We start from the raw sequence: 15,397 nt of genomic DNA, 5'->3' as shown, positions 1-15,397 counted from the left end.
TGCAGTTGAACTACGCTTTCCCCATGCTCGACGTCCGCCGCCTGGTGCTCCTCCGCGAGCTCTCGATCCGGGGCACCGTGGCCGCCGTCGCCGAGGCCGCGAACCTCACCCCGTCGGCCGTCTCGCAGCAGCTCGCCGTGCTCGAGCGCGAGGCCGGCGTGCAGCTCCTCCGGAAGGCCGGGCGCCGTCTGCAGCTCACCCCGCAGGCCGAGGTGCTCGTGACCGCGGCCGGCGACGTGCTCGACACGCTCGACCGCGCACAGGCGTCCGTGGAGTCGACGCTCACCAGCGTGCAGGGGCGTATCCGGGTCGCGGTGTTCCAGTCGGCGGCGCTCGCACTGATGCCGACCGCGCTCCGGATCATGGCGACCGAGCACCCCGGCGTCCGCGTCGAGATGGTGCAGCGCGAGCCGGAGACCGCACTCAACGAGACCTGGGCGCGGGACTTCGACATGGTCGTCGCCGAGCAGTACCCCGCACACGCCGCACCGCGCTTCCCCGGGCTCGACCACCGCGACCTGACGACGGACCCGGTGCGGCTCGCGCTGCCGCCGGTCGACACCGCGCTCTGGCCGGTCGACTCGCTCGCGTCGGCCGCGGGGCTGCCGTGGGTGATGGAGCCGCGCGGGGCCGCGTCGCGCCACTTCGCCGAGCAGACCTGCCGCCGCGCGGGCTTCGAGCCCGACGTCCGGTACGAGACCGCCGACCTGCAGGCCCAGATCCGCCTGATCGAGTCCGGGAACGCGGTCGCGCTGATGCCGGACCTGGTGTGGGCCGGCCGCACCACCACGTGCCGGCTGCTGGAGCTGCCCGACCCCGCCCGACGGACGCTCTTCACGGCGCAGCGCCTGGCGAGTGCCGAGTCCCCGGCAGTGACGGCGTTCCGGGCTGCACTGGAGCAGGCGGCCTCGGCCTCCCGGTCCTGAGGTCGCACCCCCAACCCTGGTCACATTCCGGTCACGCGATCCCCGCGGGCGCGCGGGTATCAGTACGATCCGATCACGCCTGAGGATTCTCGGCGAACTCTTATGATCCGGTCCCGTGACCGGACCTGAACACCCTGGGGGAACCCGTGCACCGCAGCACATCCGGCGTCCGACGCGCCTGCGCCGTCGGCACCACCATCGCGCTCATCGGCCTGACGACCGGCCTCGGCGTCTTCTCCGCGACGGCGGCGTACGCCGTCGATCCCGGCGCCGCGTCGTCCGTCTCCGCCGACCCCACCGACGCTGACGGCGGCGCGGCGGGCACCTTCGACGGCGCTCCCTCCGTCGACGACACCACGGACGGCCAGCCCGACGCCGGTGCCGGTGCCGGTGCCGGTGCCGACCAGACGAACACCGGGTCCGACCAGGCCGCTGGTGACTCGTCCGGCCAGGGCACCGACGGTTCCGACGCAGGCAACACCGCGGGCAACACCGAGGGGACCGGCGACACCGACACCGGCACGGGCACCGGCACCGGCACCGGCACCGGCACGGGCACCGGCACCGGCGACACGAGCACCGACGGGACGACCGGCTCGGGTACCGGCACCACCGGCACCACCAACCCGTCCGACACGGACCCGTCCGACACCGACGGCGGCGCCACCACCGCCGTGGCGCCCGCCCCCGTCGCTGCGACGATCAAGGGCGACGCGAAGGTCGGCACCGTCCTCGAGGCCAGCGCCGACGAGCTCGACGGCCCCTACGCCTACGCGTGGTCCCTCGACGGCGGCCCGGCCGTCTCGACGAAGACCTCCTACACGATCACGAAGGCCGACATCGGCAAGACGATCACCGTCGTGATCACCGGCGCCGACGACGCCACCGCCACGGCCACCACGGCCGCGGTCACCCAGGACGTCGCCTACGACGGCGCGACGTCGTACGACGCCCCCCGCACCATCGAGGTCACCGCCGGCGACACCATCGAGGAGTCCTTCGCGGTCGCCGAGGGCAGCGGCGACGTGACGTACTCGATCGGCTACTCCGACCCGGAGAGCGCCGACCCGAGCGACCCGGACGACTCCCCCGAGTCGTACCTGCCGTACGAGAGCGTCTTCGACACCACGACGGGCACCCTGAGCGGCACGCTGACCACGGCGAGCGCCTACGACTTCACCGTCGTCGCGAGCAACGGCACCTCGACCGCGACCGAGTACGTCGAGGTCGTCGTCGACCCCGCCGCCGCCGTCGGCGTGCTGGCCCAGGCGATCAACACCTCGCCCGAGGACCTGTTCGAGAACGGCAAGCCCGCGACCGCCTGGATCATCAACTGGACCGGCGAGGTCGTCCAGATCGACATCCCCGCGGACATCGAGAACGACGACGTGACCATCACCCCGGGTGGCAAGCCCACCGTGAAGCAGGGCGGTTCGCTCTGGGTCGACGGCTCCCCGGTGGACCAGTACGGCAACCAGACCACCGACTGGGACGGCGAGGGCGAGTACCCGATGGCGACGGTCACGAGTGACCACGCCACCGACCAGATCAGCGTGGACGAGGAAACCTTCACGTCCAAGGTCACCTTCCCGCACGCGTCGACCCACGTCCTGACGGTGGCCGAGGACGGCCAGTCCGTCTCCTTCGCCGTCACGGTCGTGCCGACCGCGACCACCACCGTCGCCACGGTCACGCCGACCGCGACGTCCGGCGGCCAGACGCAGCAGCTCGCCTACACGGGTTCGGACGCCACCGGCGCCCTGCCCTGGGCGCTCGCGATGCTCGCCGCCGGTGCCGGCCTCGTCGGCCTCCGCGCGGTGCGTCGACGCACCCAGCGCTGACCGCGGGCTCTGACCGCCGGCAGTGACCGACGGCACTGACCGCAGGGAGGCTCGACTCGGCCCCGCCAGACCACGCACGTGGTCCGGCGGGGCCGTTTCGTTCCGCACCCGCGCCCGGCGGCGTCGGTAGCGTTGGCACCATGCCCACGCTGCTGCACGTCGACTCCTCCGCCGATCTCCGCCACTCCCGCTCGCGCGCCCTGACCGCCGCGTTCGCCGACGCCTGGCGCGCGCGGGGTCCGGAGTACACGGTCGTGGTCCGCGACCTGCACACGTCGCCGCTGCCGCACCTGGAGACCTCGGCGTTGCACTGGGCCGCCGGTGACCGCACCGCCGAGGAGTCGGTCGACCCCGCGGCGGAGGCCCTCCGCCAGGACGTCATCGACGAGCTGCTCGCTGCCGACGTCGTCGTGGTCGGCGCTCCGCTGTACAACTACACGGTGCCCTCGAGCCTCAAGGCCTGGATCGACCGGATCCACGTCCCCGGGGTGCTTGCGGGCGACGTGCAGCCGCTGGCCGGTCGCCCGGTCGTGACCGTCGTCAGCCGCGGTGCCACCTACGACGCCGGGACCCCGACCGAGCACTGGGACCACGGCTCCCCCGTCCTCGAGCTGATCCTCGGGACCGCGCTCGGGATGCGGCAGTACCCGGTCACCGTCAGTGCCACCCTGGCCGACCGGCTGCCGGAGCTGGCTCCGCTCGCCGACCACGCCGCCGCCGAGTTCGCCGACGCGAAGACCACCCTGGAGCGCCTCGCCACCACCCTCTGAACCCGCGGGTGGTAGGCCGTCCGTCAGGACGCGTGCGCGAGCTGATGGACGCGCTGCGGTGAGAGTCCGAGCACCGATGCGGTCTCGGCGTACGTGTACCCGTCGGCCCGCATGGCGCGAACGACCTCGCGCGCCAGGGTGGCGGCTTCCGCGGCCTCGGTCCGAGCCGCCTCGGCCTTCCGACGCGACACCTCCCACTTCGCCCGGGTGTCGTCTGGGATGTCGAAGTACACGTGGATCTCGACATCCGTCTCCGGGACGTCCAGCGTCAACGCGACGCATTCGCGCGCCATCCACGCCACGTCGGCCACGCGCCGCGCCTGCGTCGCTGCACCGGCAGCCGGGATGTCGATTGCCCACCAGCGGCCTTCTCGGTGCGCTCGTGCTTCGTAGACCGCCATGCTCACTCCGTTCATCGCCAGCTCCCCGGGGTGTCCGGGAAACGCTGCACCACCTGCCGGACCACGCCGGGACTGATCTCTCTGTGTCGTGGCAGCACGAGCCGGCCGTCGCCGTGCGGTCCACACCACACCTCGTGGCTGCCCTTGATGCGATCGAGCCACCAGCCCTTCGCCCGGAGGAACGTGGTCACGTCCCGGTGCCGCACTGCTCGAGCCACGGTATCAATTCCCTCTTGTCGTTGCCATCAAGGAGCACTAGATGTGCGCCCGTCACGACAACGCTACGAAGACCGCCGAACGCGCGAGACCGACACCGATGACCGGTGGAGAAGTGCCGCTCCGCCAGCGGCTGTGGAGGAGTCAGGCGGGGCGGATCTCGCCGGCGCGGCCGAGCAGGTCCGCGTGGAACGCCGTCTGCGTCAGCGCGCTCGCGAGCAGGAAGCCCCGCATCGACTCGATCCCGCCGCTGAACGGCACGCGGGACGCCACCGCGAACAGCGTCGGTGCGTCGAGGGCGTCCAGGGCCTCGGCGACGTGCCGGCTCCGCTCCTCCCGGTGCCGCACGAGGATCCGCGCGCGCGACACCACGTCCGCGAACCGGTACTCGTGCCCCGGGCAGACCTCGAGCGCCGCGTACCCGTCGAGCCGCGCGAGCGACGCCAGGTAGTCGCCGAGCGGGTTCGACGCGGTGCGACCCCCGAGGCCGATCCCGGAGTTGATCCGCGGCAGGACGTGGTCACCGGTGAAGAGCAGCCCGTCGGGCTCGTCGAGGAAGCAGAGGTGCCCGGCGGTGTGCCCCGGCGTCCAGATCGCCCGGAGCGACCGGCCGGCCACGGGCAGCAGGTCGCCGTCGTCGAGGAACACGTCCGCGTACGGCGGCTCCGTCGCGCCGAGACCGATCCGACGACCGATCCCCCACGCGTCGCTCAGGCCGGACCGGAACTCGTGCGGCACACCCCACGTGGCGATGTCGGCCTCGTGCCGAGCGGCGTCGGCACGCTCGTCCTCGAGCGCGCGGACCTCGAGCCCGTGCATCGCGATCCGGGCGCCGGAGGCACGACGGACGGCGGCGGCCGCGCCGAGGTGGTCGGCGTGCAGGTGTGTGACGGCGACGAGCCCGACGTCGGACACCGACCTGCCGATCTGCCGGAGCCCCTCGGAGAGCGCGTCGAGCGAGCCGTCCTCGCTCCACCCGGGGTCGACCAGGGTGAGCACCCCGTCGGTGCCCTCGATCACGTAGACGAGCGTCGCGTCCGGGACGCCGAACCGGAACGGGACCGCGAGGGTCCAGATGCCCGGACGGACCTCCTCGACCGGCGGGAGCACCCCCTCGGCGAGCGCGCGTGCCTGGACGGGACTGATCGGCTCCGGGGCGGGGGCTGCGGGGGGCGTCGTCACCCGGCCACTGTAACGACGCGACCGGCGGGCGGCGGCCACCCGGGCGGTGCTGACCGGAGCCCCGACGACGCGACCCGCGGGGCGGAGCCGACCCGAGCCTCCCGGCCGGTGTCGACCGGAGCACCTGCGTGACCGCGTAGACAGGACGCATGGAGATCGCACCGATGCTCGCCAAGGCCGTCCCGGACGTCCCGGAACCCGACAGCGTGAAGGGCGGCCTGCGCTACGAGCCGAAGTGGGACGGGTTCCGCGGCATCGTGACCGTCGACGGTGACGACGTCGAGATCGGCAGCCGCGGCGCCAAGCCCCTCACCCGGTACTTCCCCGAGCTCGTCGCGGCGTTCCGCGCCCAGTTCGGCGGGCGGGACCACCCGGTCGTCCTCGACGGCGAGGTCGTGCTGCGCTCCGGCGAGCCCGGGAACGAGCGCCTGGACTGGGAGGCGCTGTCGCAGCGCATCCACCCCGCGGAGTCGCGGATCACGAAGCTCAGCGTGGAGACGCCGGCGCAGTTCGTGGCGTTCGACCTGCTCGCGGCGGACGGCGCCGAGCTGACGGACCTGCCGTTCGACGAGCGACGGGCACGGCTGGAGGCACTGGCGGCGGACCTCGAAGACCCGCTGTTCGTCACCCGGACCACGCTCGACGTCGACCTGGCCCGCGAGTGGCTGACGACGTTCGAGGGAGCCGGACTCGACGGTGTGGTCGCGAAGCCGCGGACCCGTCCGTACGAGCCGGGCAAGCGCTCGATGCTCAAGGTGAAGCACCACCGCACCGCCGACGTCGTCGCGATCGGGTACCGCATCCACAAGAGCGGCACCGGCGTCGGCTCGCTGCTCGTCGGCCTGTACGGGGACGACGGGGAGCTGCGGCAGGTGGGCGGTGTGTCCGCCTTCTCGGACAAGCGCCGGGTCCAGTTGGTCGACGAGCTCGAGTCCGTCGTGCTCCGAGATGCGGACGGGAGGCCCGTCACCGGTGACGGGGAACGGGCGCGGTTCTCGTCGGGTCGCGACACGTCCTTCGTCCGCCTGCAGCCGTCGGTGGTGCTGGAGGTCCGCTACGACCAGATGGAGGGCGCGCGGTTCCGGCACACGGTGCAGTTCGAGCGGTGGCGGCCGGACCGCGACGCGCGCTCGTGCGGGTTCGAGCAGCTCGAGGTCCCGGCGGCGTACGACCTGCGGGACGTGCTGGACTGAGCCGTGCTTGCCGGCTCGTCGGGCGGCTCGTCGGGCCGCTCGTCAGGCCGCTCGTCAGGCGCTCGTCGGGCCGCTCGTCGGGCCGCTCGTCGGGCCGCTCGTCAGGCCGCTCGTCAGGCCGCGATGCGGAAGCCGATGTGGCTCATCCCGGTGTCGACCTCCTGTCCCCGCCTGGCGGCCGGTCGGTAGCGGCGGCAGTAGCTGTCGGCGCAGAGGAACGAGCCGCCCTTGACCACGCGGCGCTCGACCCCTGCGTGCTCGTCGGTCTCGGGCGCGCAGCAGTCGTGCGCGGTGGCGTGCTCGACGTACGGGTCGCTGGTCCACTCCCACACGTTGCCCGCGGTGTCGTGCAGGCCGTACCCGTTCGGCGGGAACGACCCGACCGGCATCGTGCTGCCGTACCCGCGGTCTGCGCGCCAGGGGAACTCGCCGTGCCAGTAGTTCGCACGCGGGCCGCCCTGGGGCCCCGCCGCACCCGGCCGCTCGGGGTCGTTCCCCCACGTGAACTCGGCTCCGTCGAGGCCGCCGCGCGCTGCGTACTCCCACTCGGCCTCCGTCGGCAGGCGACCGCCCGCCCAGTCGGCGTAGGCAGCGGCGTCCTCGTGCGCCACGTGCACGACCGGGTGGTCGGCACGGTCCGCGATGGTCGAGCCGGGGCCGAACGGCCGACGCCAGTTCGCGCCGGGGGTCCACGCCCACCACTGGCTGAGGTGCCGGAGGTCCACCGGTCCGCTCGTCCCGGTGAAGACCATGGAGCCGGCGTGCAGGTTCTCCGGCGGGGCGCCGGGGAACAGTGCGGGATCGAGCGGCCGCTCGGCCACCGTGCGGTACCCGGTCGCCCGGGTGAACGCCGCGAACTCCCGGTTCGTCACGGGCTCCGGGGCGATCGCGAAGGTGTCGACCGTGACCCGCCGAGCGGGGGCCTCCTCCGGGTAGTGCGCGTCGGAGCCCATCGTGAACGTCCCGCCGGCGATGCCGACCATCGCGATGGTGTGGCGGGTCACGGTCTTCGCCGGCATCCTCAGTCGCCCGCCAGGAACGACTGCAGCTTGTCGACCGCCTGGTCGATGCTGAACGTCGCCGCGCGCTGCCGGGGCGGGAACTCCTCGAACGTGTCGAGGAACTCCGTCACCAGCGCCGTCGCCGCGAGGAGCAGGTAGTCGTTCTCGAACAACCAGTCGAAGTACGTGTTCGAGGTGACGTCCGCGCGTTCGAACGGGTCCGTCCGCAGGTTGTAGAGCTTCGGGACGCGGAGCGTGACGAACGGGTCGAACCAGACCTGCAGGGTGCCGGCGACCCGCTGCTCCATGAAGACGGCCTTCCAGTTGTCGAACCGGAGCGCGAGGACGTCGCCGTCGTCGGAGAAGTACACCAGTCCCGGCCGCGGCCCCTTCTCCGCAGCACCGGTGAGGTACGGCAGGAAGTCGTACCCGTCGATGTGCACCTTGTAGGTGCGGTCGCCGATGGTCTTGCCGGCCTTGAGCTCGTCGACCGTCGTGGTGTCCCCGACCGCGGCGAGGAACGTCGGGAACCAGTCGTGGTGCTGGATGATCGCGTTCGAGATCGACCCGGCCTCGATGTGCCCGGGCCAGCGGATCATCTGCGGGACGCGGAAGGCGCCCTCCCAGTTCGTGTTCTTCTCGCTGCGGAACGGGGTCATGCCGGCGTCCGGCCAGGTGTTCATGTGCGGCCCGTTGTCCGTGGAGTAGATCACGATCGTGTCGTCCGCGATCCCGAGCTCGTCGAGCTGGTCGAGGAGCGACCCGACCACCAGGTCGTGGTCGATCATCGTGTCGTGGTAGGTCGACTGCCAGCGGCCCGCCTGCCCGATGCTCTCCGGCTTCGGGTGGGTCCGGAAGTGCATGTGGGTGGTGTTCATCCAGACGAAGAACGGCGTCTCGGACTCGGCCTGACGTCCGATGAAGTCCATCGCGGCGTCCGCGAACTCCTCGTCGATCCGCTCCATCCGCTTCTTGGTCAGCGGACCGGTGTCCTCGACGCGCTGCTTGCCCCGGCGGCCGTAGCGGCCGTCGACGGTGTCGTCGTCCTCGTCGGTGGCCCACGAGTGGATCACCCCGCGGGGACGGGCGCGGTCGTTGAACGCCGGGAACTCCTCGACCGACGGCCAGTTCGCGGACTCCGGCTCCTCCTCCGCGTTCAGGTGGTAGAGGTTCCCGTAGAACTCGTCGAAGCCGTGCGCCGTCGGCAGGAAGTCGTTCTTGTCGCCGAGGTGGTTCTTGCCGAACTGGCCGGTCGCGTACCCGTGGGGCTTCAGGACCTCGGCGATCGTCGGGTCCTCGAAGCGGAGCCCGAGGTCGGCACCGGGCATGCCGACCTTGCTCAGCCCGGTCCGGAACACACTCTGCCCGGTGATGAACGACGAGCGACCCGCCGTGCAGCTCTGCTCCCCGTACGAGTCGGTGAACCGCATCCCCTCGTCCGCGATCCGGTCGATGTTCGGCGTGCGGTACCCCATCAGCCCGTCGCTGTACGCGCTCAGGTTCGTGATCCCGATGTCATCGCCCCAGATCACCAGGATGTTCGGCTTGTCCTTCGGCATCGCGCCCTCCTCGGTTCGTGGCGAGCACGGCGTCGGCGCCAGCTCGCGGTCCTGTGGGGAGCCTGCTCGTCCGGCGCTCGGCACGGGCCACCCAGTGCGGGTGAGATCCCGTTCCTCACCCGTTCGGGGTGGCGGCTCCCGGCCCGAACCGCAGCACGATGATCGGCACCACGGAGGTCGTACCACGCAAGGAACGAGGACCCATGCGCCGGAACCACGCACTGCGCTCGACGATCGCGGCCGTCACGGTCGCGCTCCTCGCCCTCGGCGCCGTCGCCACGACGGCCGTCCCCGCGATCGCCGCCGATCCGGCAGCCCTCGAGGTGAACAAGCTGGTGGACGGCGGGAAGAGCGCGACCGTCGGTCCCGGTGACGAGTTCACGTTCACCATCCGCCTCGGCTGCGACGACGCGGACTGCGTCAACGCACGGATCGACGACACGATCCCGGTGCAGCTCGCCGGGTTCCCGATCGTGGACCTCAGCGCGAGCCCGCCGAACCCGGCACCGCCGGCCGCTCCGGACTGGGTCGTCTCGCACACCGGCTGTGGCGGCACACCGCCCACCGTCGTCACCGCCGATCCGCCCTGCGTCGGCACGCTCCAGTTCGTGCAGCCGCTCGCGGACGGGTCCCAGGGGCTCGCCGCCGGCCAGGCCTACACGCTCACCGCGACGCTCCGCGTCCCCGACGACCTCCCCCCGACCTGGGCGTACAACGGCACCCCGATCACGAACACCGGCACCGGCACCGCCGACAACGCGGCGACGACGTCGAGCGGCGCGACGATCACCGTGGACGTACCGACCACCGTCGACGTCGACACGACGAAGGGCTGGACACCCACGAGCGAGCGGTACTCACCCGGCGTCACGTCCACCGTCGACCTCTCCGCGACGAACACCTCGAACACGCCGGCGAGCTCCATCGTCGTCCAGGACCCGGCGGACGCCGCGGACGGCGCGACGGCACTCGCCGCCACGAACCCCTTCCGGTACGTCGACGTCGCCGGACCCGGTACCGTCACCCTGCCGGCGGGCGCCACCGCGGTGCAGGTCGACGCGTACGTCCTCGACCCCGCGACCGGCACGTACCACTGGGTGACCGGGACGCCAGGACCGGCGGGCTCGGCGGCGTTCCCCGCCGGGGTCGACCCCGGCGACGTCGCCGGCATCCGGTACACCTTCACCGGCGACGGCGGCGCCGTGCTCACGCCGGGAGCCCCGGCCGCGGCCGTGCACGTCGACGTCGCCCAGCGCGAGACCGAACGCGGCACCGATGCCCCGCTCGGCGCCGGGTGGACGCTCACCAACACCGCCGACGCCACCGTCGCCGTGCCCGGGCAGGACCCGGCGACCGAGAGCGCGTCCGCCGACCACACCGTCACCCCGACGACCCTGGCGGCGGACGTGACGAAGAGCATCACACCGGCACGTCTCCCCGCCGGCGCATCGGCGGCCGGGACCATCACCGCGACGAACACCTCGGACGGCCCCGTCGAGCAGCTGCGGATCAGCGACCTCGACTACTTCACCGAGGACGTCTCGTTCGCCGGGTTCACGAGCCCGCTGACCTACCCCGCGACCGCGTCGGGTGCCGACGTGGTCTGGCACTTCAGCGACGGCACGACGCGGACCGATCCGTTCGCCGACGGCGACACCCCCGCACCCGCAGCGCCGGCGGGGACCTTCGTCACCGGGTTCGAGCTCGTGTACGACGGTCCGGTCGACGCCGGCGCGACGACGACGGCACCGTTCGGGATCGACACCGCCGCCGACGCCGCCGACGCCGGGACACTCCGGACCACGAACGCCGCCCGCGCCGTCGTGACCAACGGCGACGCGACCGCGGACGACGCCGCGTCCGCACCCCTCGACGTGTTCGCTCCGGACATCGAGATCGCACTGACGAAGGCCCTCAGCCCGCAGGAACCGATCGCACCAGGGGGCACGGTCGTGGCGCAGCTCCCGGCGACCACCAGCACGGACTCCGCGTTCGTCACCCCGACGACGATCACCGTCGAGGACGTCGCACCCACGCCGCACGACCAGAGCTCCTTCTGGAACGCGTTCGACCCGGTCGCGATCGCGCCGACGCAGGTCCCCGCCGGCACCACGCTGACCATCGAGTACACGACCGACGACGGCGACACGTGGCAGCCCCTGCCGATCGACGGCCTCCCGGCAACCGGCCCGACGAGCTTCTCCGGCACGATCCCCGCGGACCTGCAGGGCGAGGTCACCGGGCTCCGGTTCGAGTTCACCGACCCGGACGGCTTCCCCCAGGGCACCACCGTGCAACCCAACGTCGTCGCACAGGCACGGGCGGACCAGCGCTGGGGCGGCGACCCGACGAGCACCCCCGACGCCGGACCCACCACCTACACGAACCACGCCACCGCGCAGGGCGAGGGCAGCGTCGACGGCGGCACCACCATCGTCAGCGACCCCGCCGAGGCCGACGCCGACGCCGCGATCGAGTCGGTCACCGGCGACGGCAGCACCATCGCCGGGAAGCGGTGGACCGACACCGACTTCAGCACCGACCGTGCCACCGTCGACAGTCAGTCCGGTGCCCAGGTCGGGACGGTCCTGCAGTGGGGAGCCCGGACGACCGGCACCTCGGCGATCACCGTCACCGATCCGGCCGGCAACGCGGACGACCCCGCCGACACCGTGTTCCAGGCGTTCGACCTCCGCGCGATCGCCCCGGTGCCGACGAGCGTCGACCCGCTCTGGCGCTGGGACACCGTCGCGTCCGTCGAGCTGTTCAGCGACGGGACCTGGTCCACGGTCCCGGCACCGGCCACGGGCTGGGTCGACGGCAGCGGCTTCGTCGGGTACACGCTCTCCGCCGACCAGAGCGCCGTCACGACCGGCGTCCGGATCACCGTCGTCCCGAACGACGACGCCCGAGCGTCGAGCACCGATCCGACACGGCCGGTCCCGGGCTCCGGTATCGCCACCAGCACCACGCCGCGACCGTTCGACCTCACCTGGCAGCTGCGGAACGTCCTCCGGGTGCCGGGGGACGCCGGCGACCGCTGGGTGAACGGCACCACCGAGTACGACCTCAGCACCGCGGGGTCGATCCGGAACACCGTGCAGGTCAGCGCGACGACGGACGACGGCGTGGAGACCGCGTCCGCATCCGACGACCTCGTGATCCTCGACCGTCCGCCGCTCGTCGGCGTGACCAAGGCCTCCGAACACGACACCGTCACCATCCCGGCCCGCGGTGACGTCGACCCGGGCGACTACCCGACGAACGACGTCACGGTCACCGCCAGGAACGGCTCCGCGTCCCGCGCCTCGTACGTCCGCGTGACCGACCCGATGCCCTGCACGCCGGCGTCCCTCTCCGACTGCACGAGCGACCCGGATGCCTGGGCGGCGGACCCGTTCGCCGATGCCGGGTACACCACCAGCAACCCGTTCGAACGGTTCACACTGACCGGTCTCGACTTCGCCTTCGACGCGAGCGAGGTCGATGCCGACGCGTCGACGGTGACGCTGTTGCACCGCGCCGACGACGGGACGACCTCGACCAGCACCACGTCGATCTCGGGTGCCAGGGCTGCCACCGCCGCCCAGCTCGCCGACGTCGTCGGTGTCAGTGTCGTCTACCAGGGCACGGACCCCGCGGAGACCGGGGGGACGATCTCGTCCGGCGACGCGCTGACCATGACGATGCACACGCAGCTCCGCGCCACCCTCCGGAGCTTCCCCGCCGTCCCCGTCACGGTGACGACCGTCACGAACCGGGCCTTCGCGCAGTCCTACGACCCGGTCCTGGCTCCGTCCGGACAGACGAGCACCCCCACCGACTCGGCGGCTGCCGACGTCGCCCTCGTCCGCGGGGTGCTCGACGCCACCGCCACGAAGACGTTCGACCCGGACACCCTCCTCGAAGCCGACCGGGCGGACACGGTCGACGTGACGCTCACCGGTGCGCAGGGCCCCGACGCGACCGTCGCGCCGGACACCGTCACGGTCGAGGACACGGACACCGGCTTCTGGAACGACGTGCGCCTCGTGTCCTTCTCCCCCGACGACGTCACGTTCCCCGCCGGCGCCGACCGCGTCCGGGTCGACGTCCGCTCCGACGGCGGGTCCACATGGCAGCTCGGCACGGCCTCGGCGACGGCGACCCTGCCGACGTCCGACCTCGCGGCGATCACCGGCATCCGGTTCGTGTTCGACCGTGCCGACGGCGACGTCCTCTCCCACGCCCGCCCGCCGACACCCTGGACCGCCACCGCGGTGCTCCACGTCCGCGTGCTCGACACCGCCCGCGACGGCGACCCCGTCCCGTTCCCCGGGACGATCGACGACACGACCACGGTCACCGCGCACCGCACCGACGACACCCTGTTCCCGGACGCGACGGCGACCGGCACGGACGAGCTGACGCTCGACCCGGGAACGCGGACCCTGGACATCGTCAAGGCCCCGGCGAACGACCAGCACACCGTGGCGGTCGGCTCCCCCGTCCCGTGGACCATCACGATGCACAACACGGGGACCGGCATCATCACCCTGCCCTCGGTCCGCGACGAACTGCCGGACGCCCTGAGCTGGGACGGCACCGACCCGACGTTCAGCACCAGTGCCGGCGGGACCCTCGCCACCACCGTCACCACCGCCCGGGCCGACGACGGGGCCATCGTGTTCACCTGGCCGACCGACGGCGACCGGATGGCACCGGACGAGACCTTCACGATCACCATCCCGCTCGTCCTGCAGCCCGGACTCCACGAGGGCGAGCGCACGACGAACACCGTCGTCGCACGGACCGGCGCGGCGCTCGACGGCTGCACGAACGACTCCGGCAACGGCCAGGGCATCGTTCCCGACCTGCCCGCCGACCAGTGCGGCACGACGAACTACGTCCAACCGACGCCCGGGCCCGCCCTCCGCACCAGCAAGGCCGTCCGCGGGGACGTCGTCGATCCGCTGGTGTCGGGCGCATCGGACCCATCGGACCCCACCCGCTCCTGCACACCGGACGCTGACGGCTACTTCCTGCCGCCCTGCGTCGCCGAGACCCGGGTCGGTGGGACCGACCAGTGGCGTCTCGCCGCGACGAACACCGGCACGGTGGACCAGACCACCGTGACCTTCGTGGATCCGCTCCCGCAGCCCGGCGACGTCCTGCTCGCGACCGGCTCGGCGCGCGGCAGCACCTACCGGCCGGTCTTCGACGGCACCTTCGGGGTCGAGATCACGGCGCCGGCCGGATCGACCACGAGCTGGCAGGTCACCACCGACCCGACGGTCTGCTCGAGTGCCGGTGGGACCACGTGGACGTCGGATCCGACCTGTGCCGCGAACACCTGGACCGACAGCGCCGACTACTCCGGCGACTGGCACGCGGTCACCGGCATCCGCATCCTCGTCGACGCCGCCGCAGCCGGCGGGGTCGTCCCCGGTGGCTCGGTGTCCGCCGACTACCGCACCGTCGACGAACCCGCCTCCGCCGCGGACCCCGACGGTGTGCCGGCGACCGTCCCGCTCGCGGACGCGATCGCGTACGACCAGGTCGGCACCACCGTCACGCTCGCCGACGGCGGACTGCCGATCTCGCAGGCGCCCGTGAAGGTGGGAGTCGCGCCGACGGCCGGTGCGATCCTCGTCCGGAAGCACGTGACCGGCGCCGGCGCCGATCGTGCGCCGACCCGGTTCACGGCGGACGTCCGGTGTTCCGTGGCCGGCGTCGAGCTCGACCTGGGCGACGCGGCACAGCTGGAGCTCACGGCGGCGAACGGGTTGGAGGCACGGGTCGACGGCATCCCGGTGGGCGCCGACTGCGTCGTCACCGAACACGGCGCAGCAGGGGCGTCCGGCGAGGACTCCCGCACGGTCACGCCGGGCACGGTGCGGATCCTGGTCCGGTCGACGCCGGACGAGGCCGTTCCGGATCTGCAGGTGGTGACGATCACGAACACCTACGACTTCACGCCGACGCCACCCACGCCGCCGACGCCGCCGGCCCCGGCGCCGACGCCGTCGTCGGGCGGGACGGGCACCGGCGGGGGTGGCTCGTCGGGGACCGTGACCGGCTCGGGGAACCTGGCGTTCACGGGGATGGACGGTGCCGGCGCGATGTCGATGCTCGTCGTCGCAGCGCTCGCACTCGGCGCGGGACTCGTCCTGCGGCGTGCCGCACGCCGTCGCCGGTGATGCCACGAGCGGGCCGGAGCCCGGCCCGCTCTGTCCGATCTCCGTCAGTAGTTAGACGTCCTAGTAACTCCGTGGAATGATCGTTCTCAGCGGCACCCGGGACGGGTGCCGGACGGATCGGAGCGGATC

General features: G+C 72.5%; 10 protein-coding genes. 5 read left to right on the top strand and 5 right to left on the bottom strand.

The window, feature by feature from the left end; all coding sequences use genetic code 11:
* Positions 1-23 precede the first annotated feature (23 nt).
* The 3 genes from EDF24_RS17195 to EDF24_RS17185 all read left to right on the top strand — a co-directional run bounded on the left by EDF24_RS17195 (position 24) and on the right by EDF24_RS17185 (position 3,537).
* Positions 24-926: a LysR family transcriptional regulator gene (locus EDF24_RS17195; protein ID WP_123653022.1), complete on the top strand. Its 903-nt coding sequence runs from the start codon at positions 24-26 to the stop codon at positions 924-926.
* A gap of 146 nt (positions 927-1,072) precedes the next feature.
* Positions 1,073-2,767 (top strand): hypothetical protein, encoded by a 1,695-nt coding sequence (locus tag EDF24_RS17190; RefSeq protein ID WP_123704505.1) that lies wholly within the window; start codon positions 1,073-1,075, stop codon positions 2,765-2,767.
* Positions 2,768-2,907: 140 nt separating this feature from the next.
* The gene (locus EDF24_RS17185) at positions 2,908-3,537 is read left to right on the top strand and encodes an FMN-dependent NADH-azoreductase (RefSeq protein ID WP_123704504.1); all 630 of its coding nucleotides are present in this window, start codon (positions 2,908-2,910) and stop codon (positions 3,535-3,537) included.
* A gap of 23 nt (positions 3,538-3,560) precedes the next feature.
* On the opposite strand, the gene EDF24_RS17180 is transcribed toward EDF24_RS17185, so the two are convergent.
* The 3 genes from EDF24_RS17180 to EDF24_RS17170 all read right to left on the bottom strand — a co-directional run bounded on the left by EDF24_RS17180 (position 3,561) and on the right by EDF24_RS17170 (position 5,336).
* On the bottom strand, positions 3,561-3,953 hold the full coding sequence (locus EDF24_RS17180; protein ID WP_148070923.1) for a sigma-70 region 4 domain-containing protein: 393 nt from the start codon (positions 3,951-3,953) through the stop codon (positions 3,561-3,563).
* Positions 3,950-4,156 (bottom strand): type II toxin-antitoxin system HicA family toxin, encoded by a 207-nt coding sequence (locus EDF24_RS17175; RefSeq protein WP_221180708.1) that lies wholly within the window; start codon positions 4,154-4,156, stop codon positions 3,950-3,952. Before EDF24_RS17175 ends, EDF24_RS17180 begins: the two co-directional genes overlap by 4 nt.
* 142 nt (positions 4,157-4,298) lie before the next feature.
* Positions 4,299-5,336: an MBL fold metallo-hydrolase gene (locus EDF24_RS17170; RefSeq protein ID WP_185021711.1), complete on the bottom strand. Its 1,038-nt coding sequence runs from the start codon at positions 5,334-5,336 to the stop codon at positions 4,299-4,301.
* 149 nt (positions 5,337-5,485) lie between these two features.
* Between EDF24_RS17170 and EDF24_RS17165 the strand changes: the two genes are divergently transcribed.
* The gene (locus tag EDF24_RS17165; RefSeq protein WP_123704499.1) at positions 5,486-6,529 is read left to right on the top strand and encodes an ATP-dependent DNA ligase; all 1,044 of its coding nucleotides are present in this window, start codon (positions 5,486-5,488) and stop codon (positions 6,527-6,529) included.
* A 113-nt stretch (positions 6,530-6,642) separates the two neighbouring features.
* On the opposite strand, the gene EDF24_RS17160 is transcribed toward EDF24_RS17165, so the two are convergent.
* A complete protein-coding gene (locus tag EDF24_RS17160; protein WP_221181396.1) occupies positions 6,643-7,512 on the bottom strand; it encodes a formylglycine-generating enzyme family protein in 870 nt (289 codons plus the stop codon).
* 38 nt (positions 7,513-7,550) lie between these two features.
* The gene (locus EDF24_RS17155; protein ID WP_123704495.1) at positions 7,551-9,089 is read right to left on the bottom strand and encodes an arylsulfatase; all 1,539 of its coding nucleotides are present in this window, start codon (positions 9,087-9,089) and stop codon (positions 7,551-7,553) included.
* Between the two features lie 203 nt (positions 9,090-9,292).
* Between EDF24_RS17155 and EDF24_RS17150 the strand changes: the two genes are divergently transcribed.
* Positions 9,293-15,268: a DUF5979 domain-containing protein gene (locus EDF24_RS17150; RefSeq protein ID WP_123704493.1), complete on the top strand. Its 5,976-nt coding sequence runs from the start codon at positions 9,293-9,295 to the stop codon at positions 15,266-15,268.
* Positions 15,269-15,397 lie beyond the last annotated feature (129 nt).

The organism is Curtobacterium sp. PhB130, assembly GCF_003755165.1.
Lineage (GTDB): Bacteria > Actinomycetota > Actinomycetes > Actinomycetales > Microbacteriaceae > Curtobacterium.
Note: the sequence above shows the minus strand (reverse complement) of the source record. Positions and strands in the feature narration are given on the sequence as shown.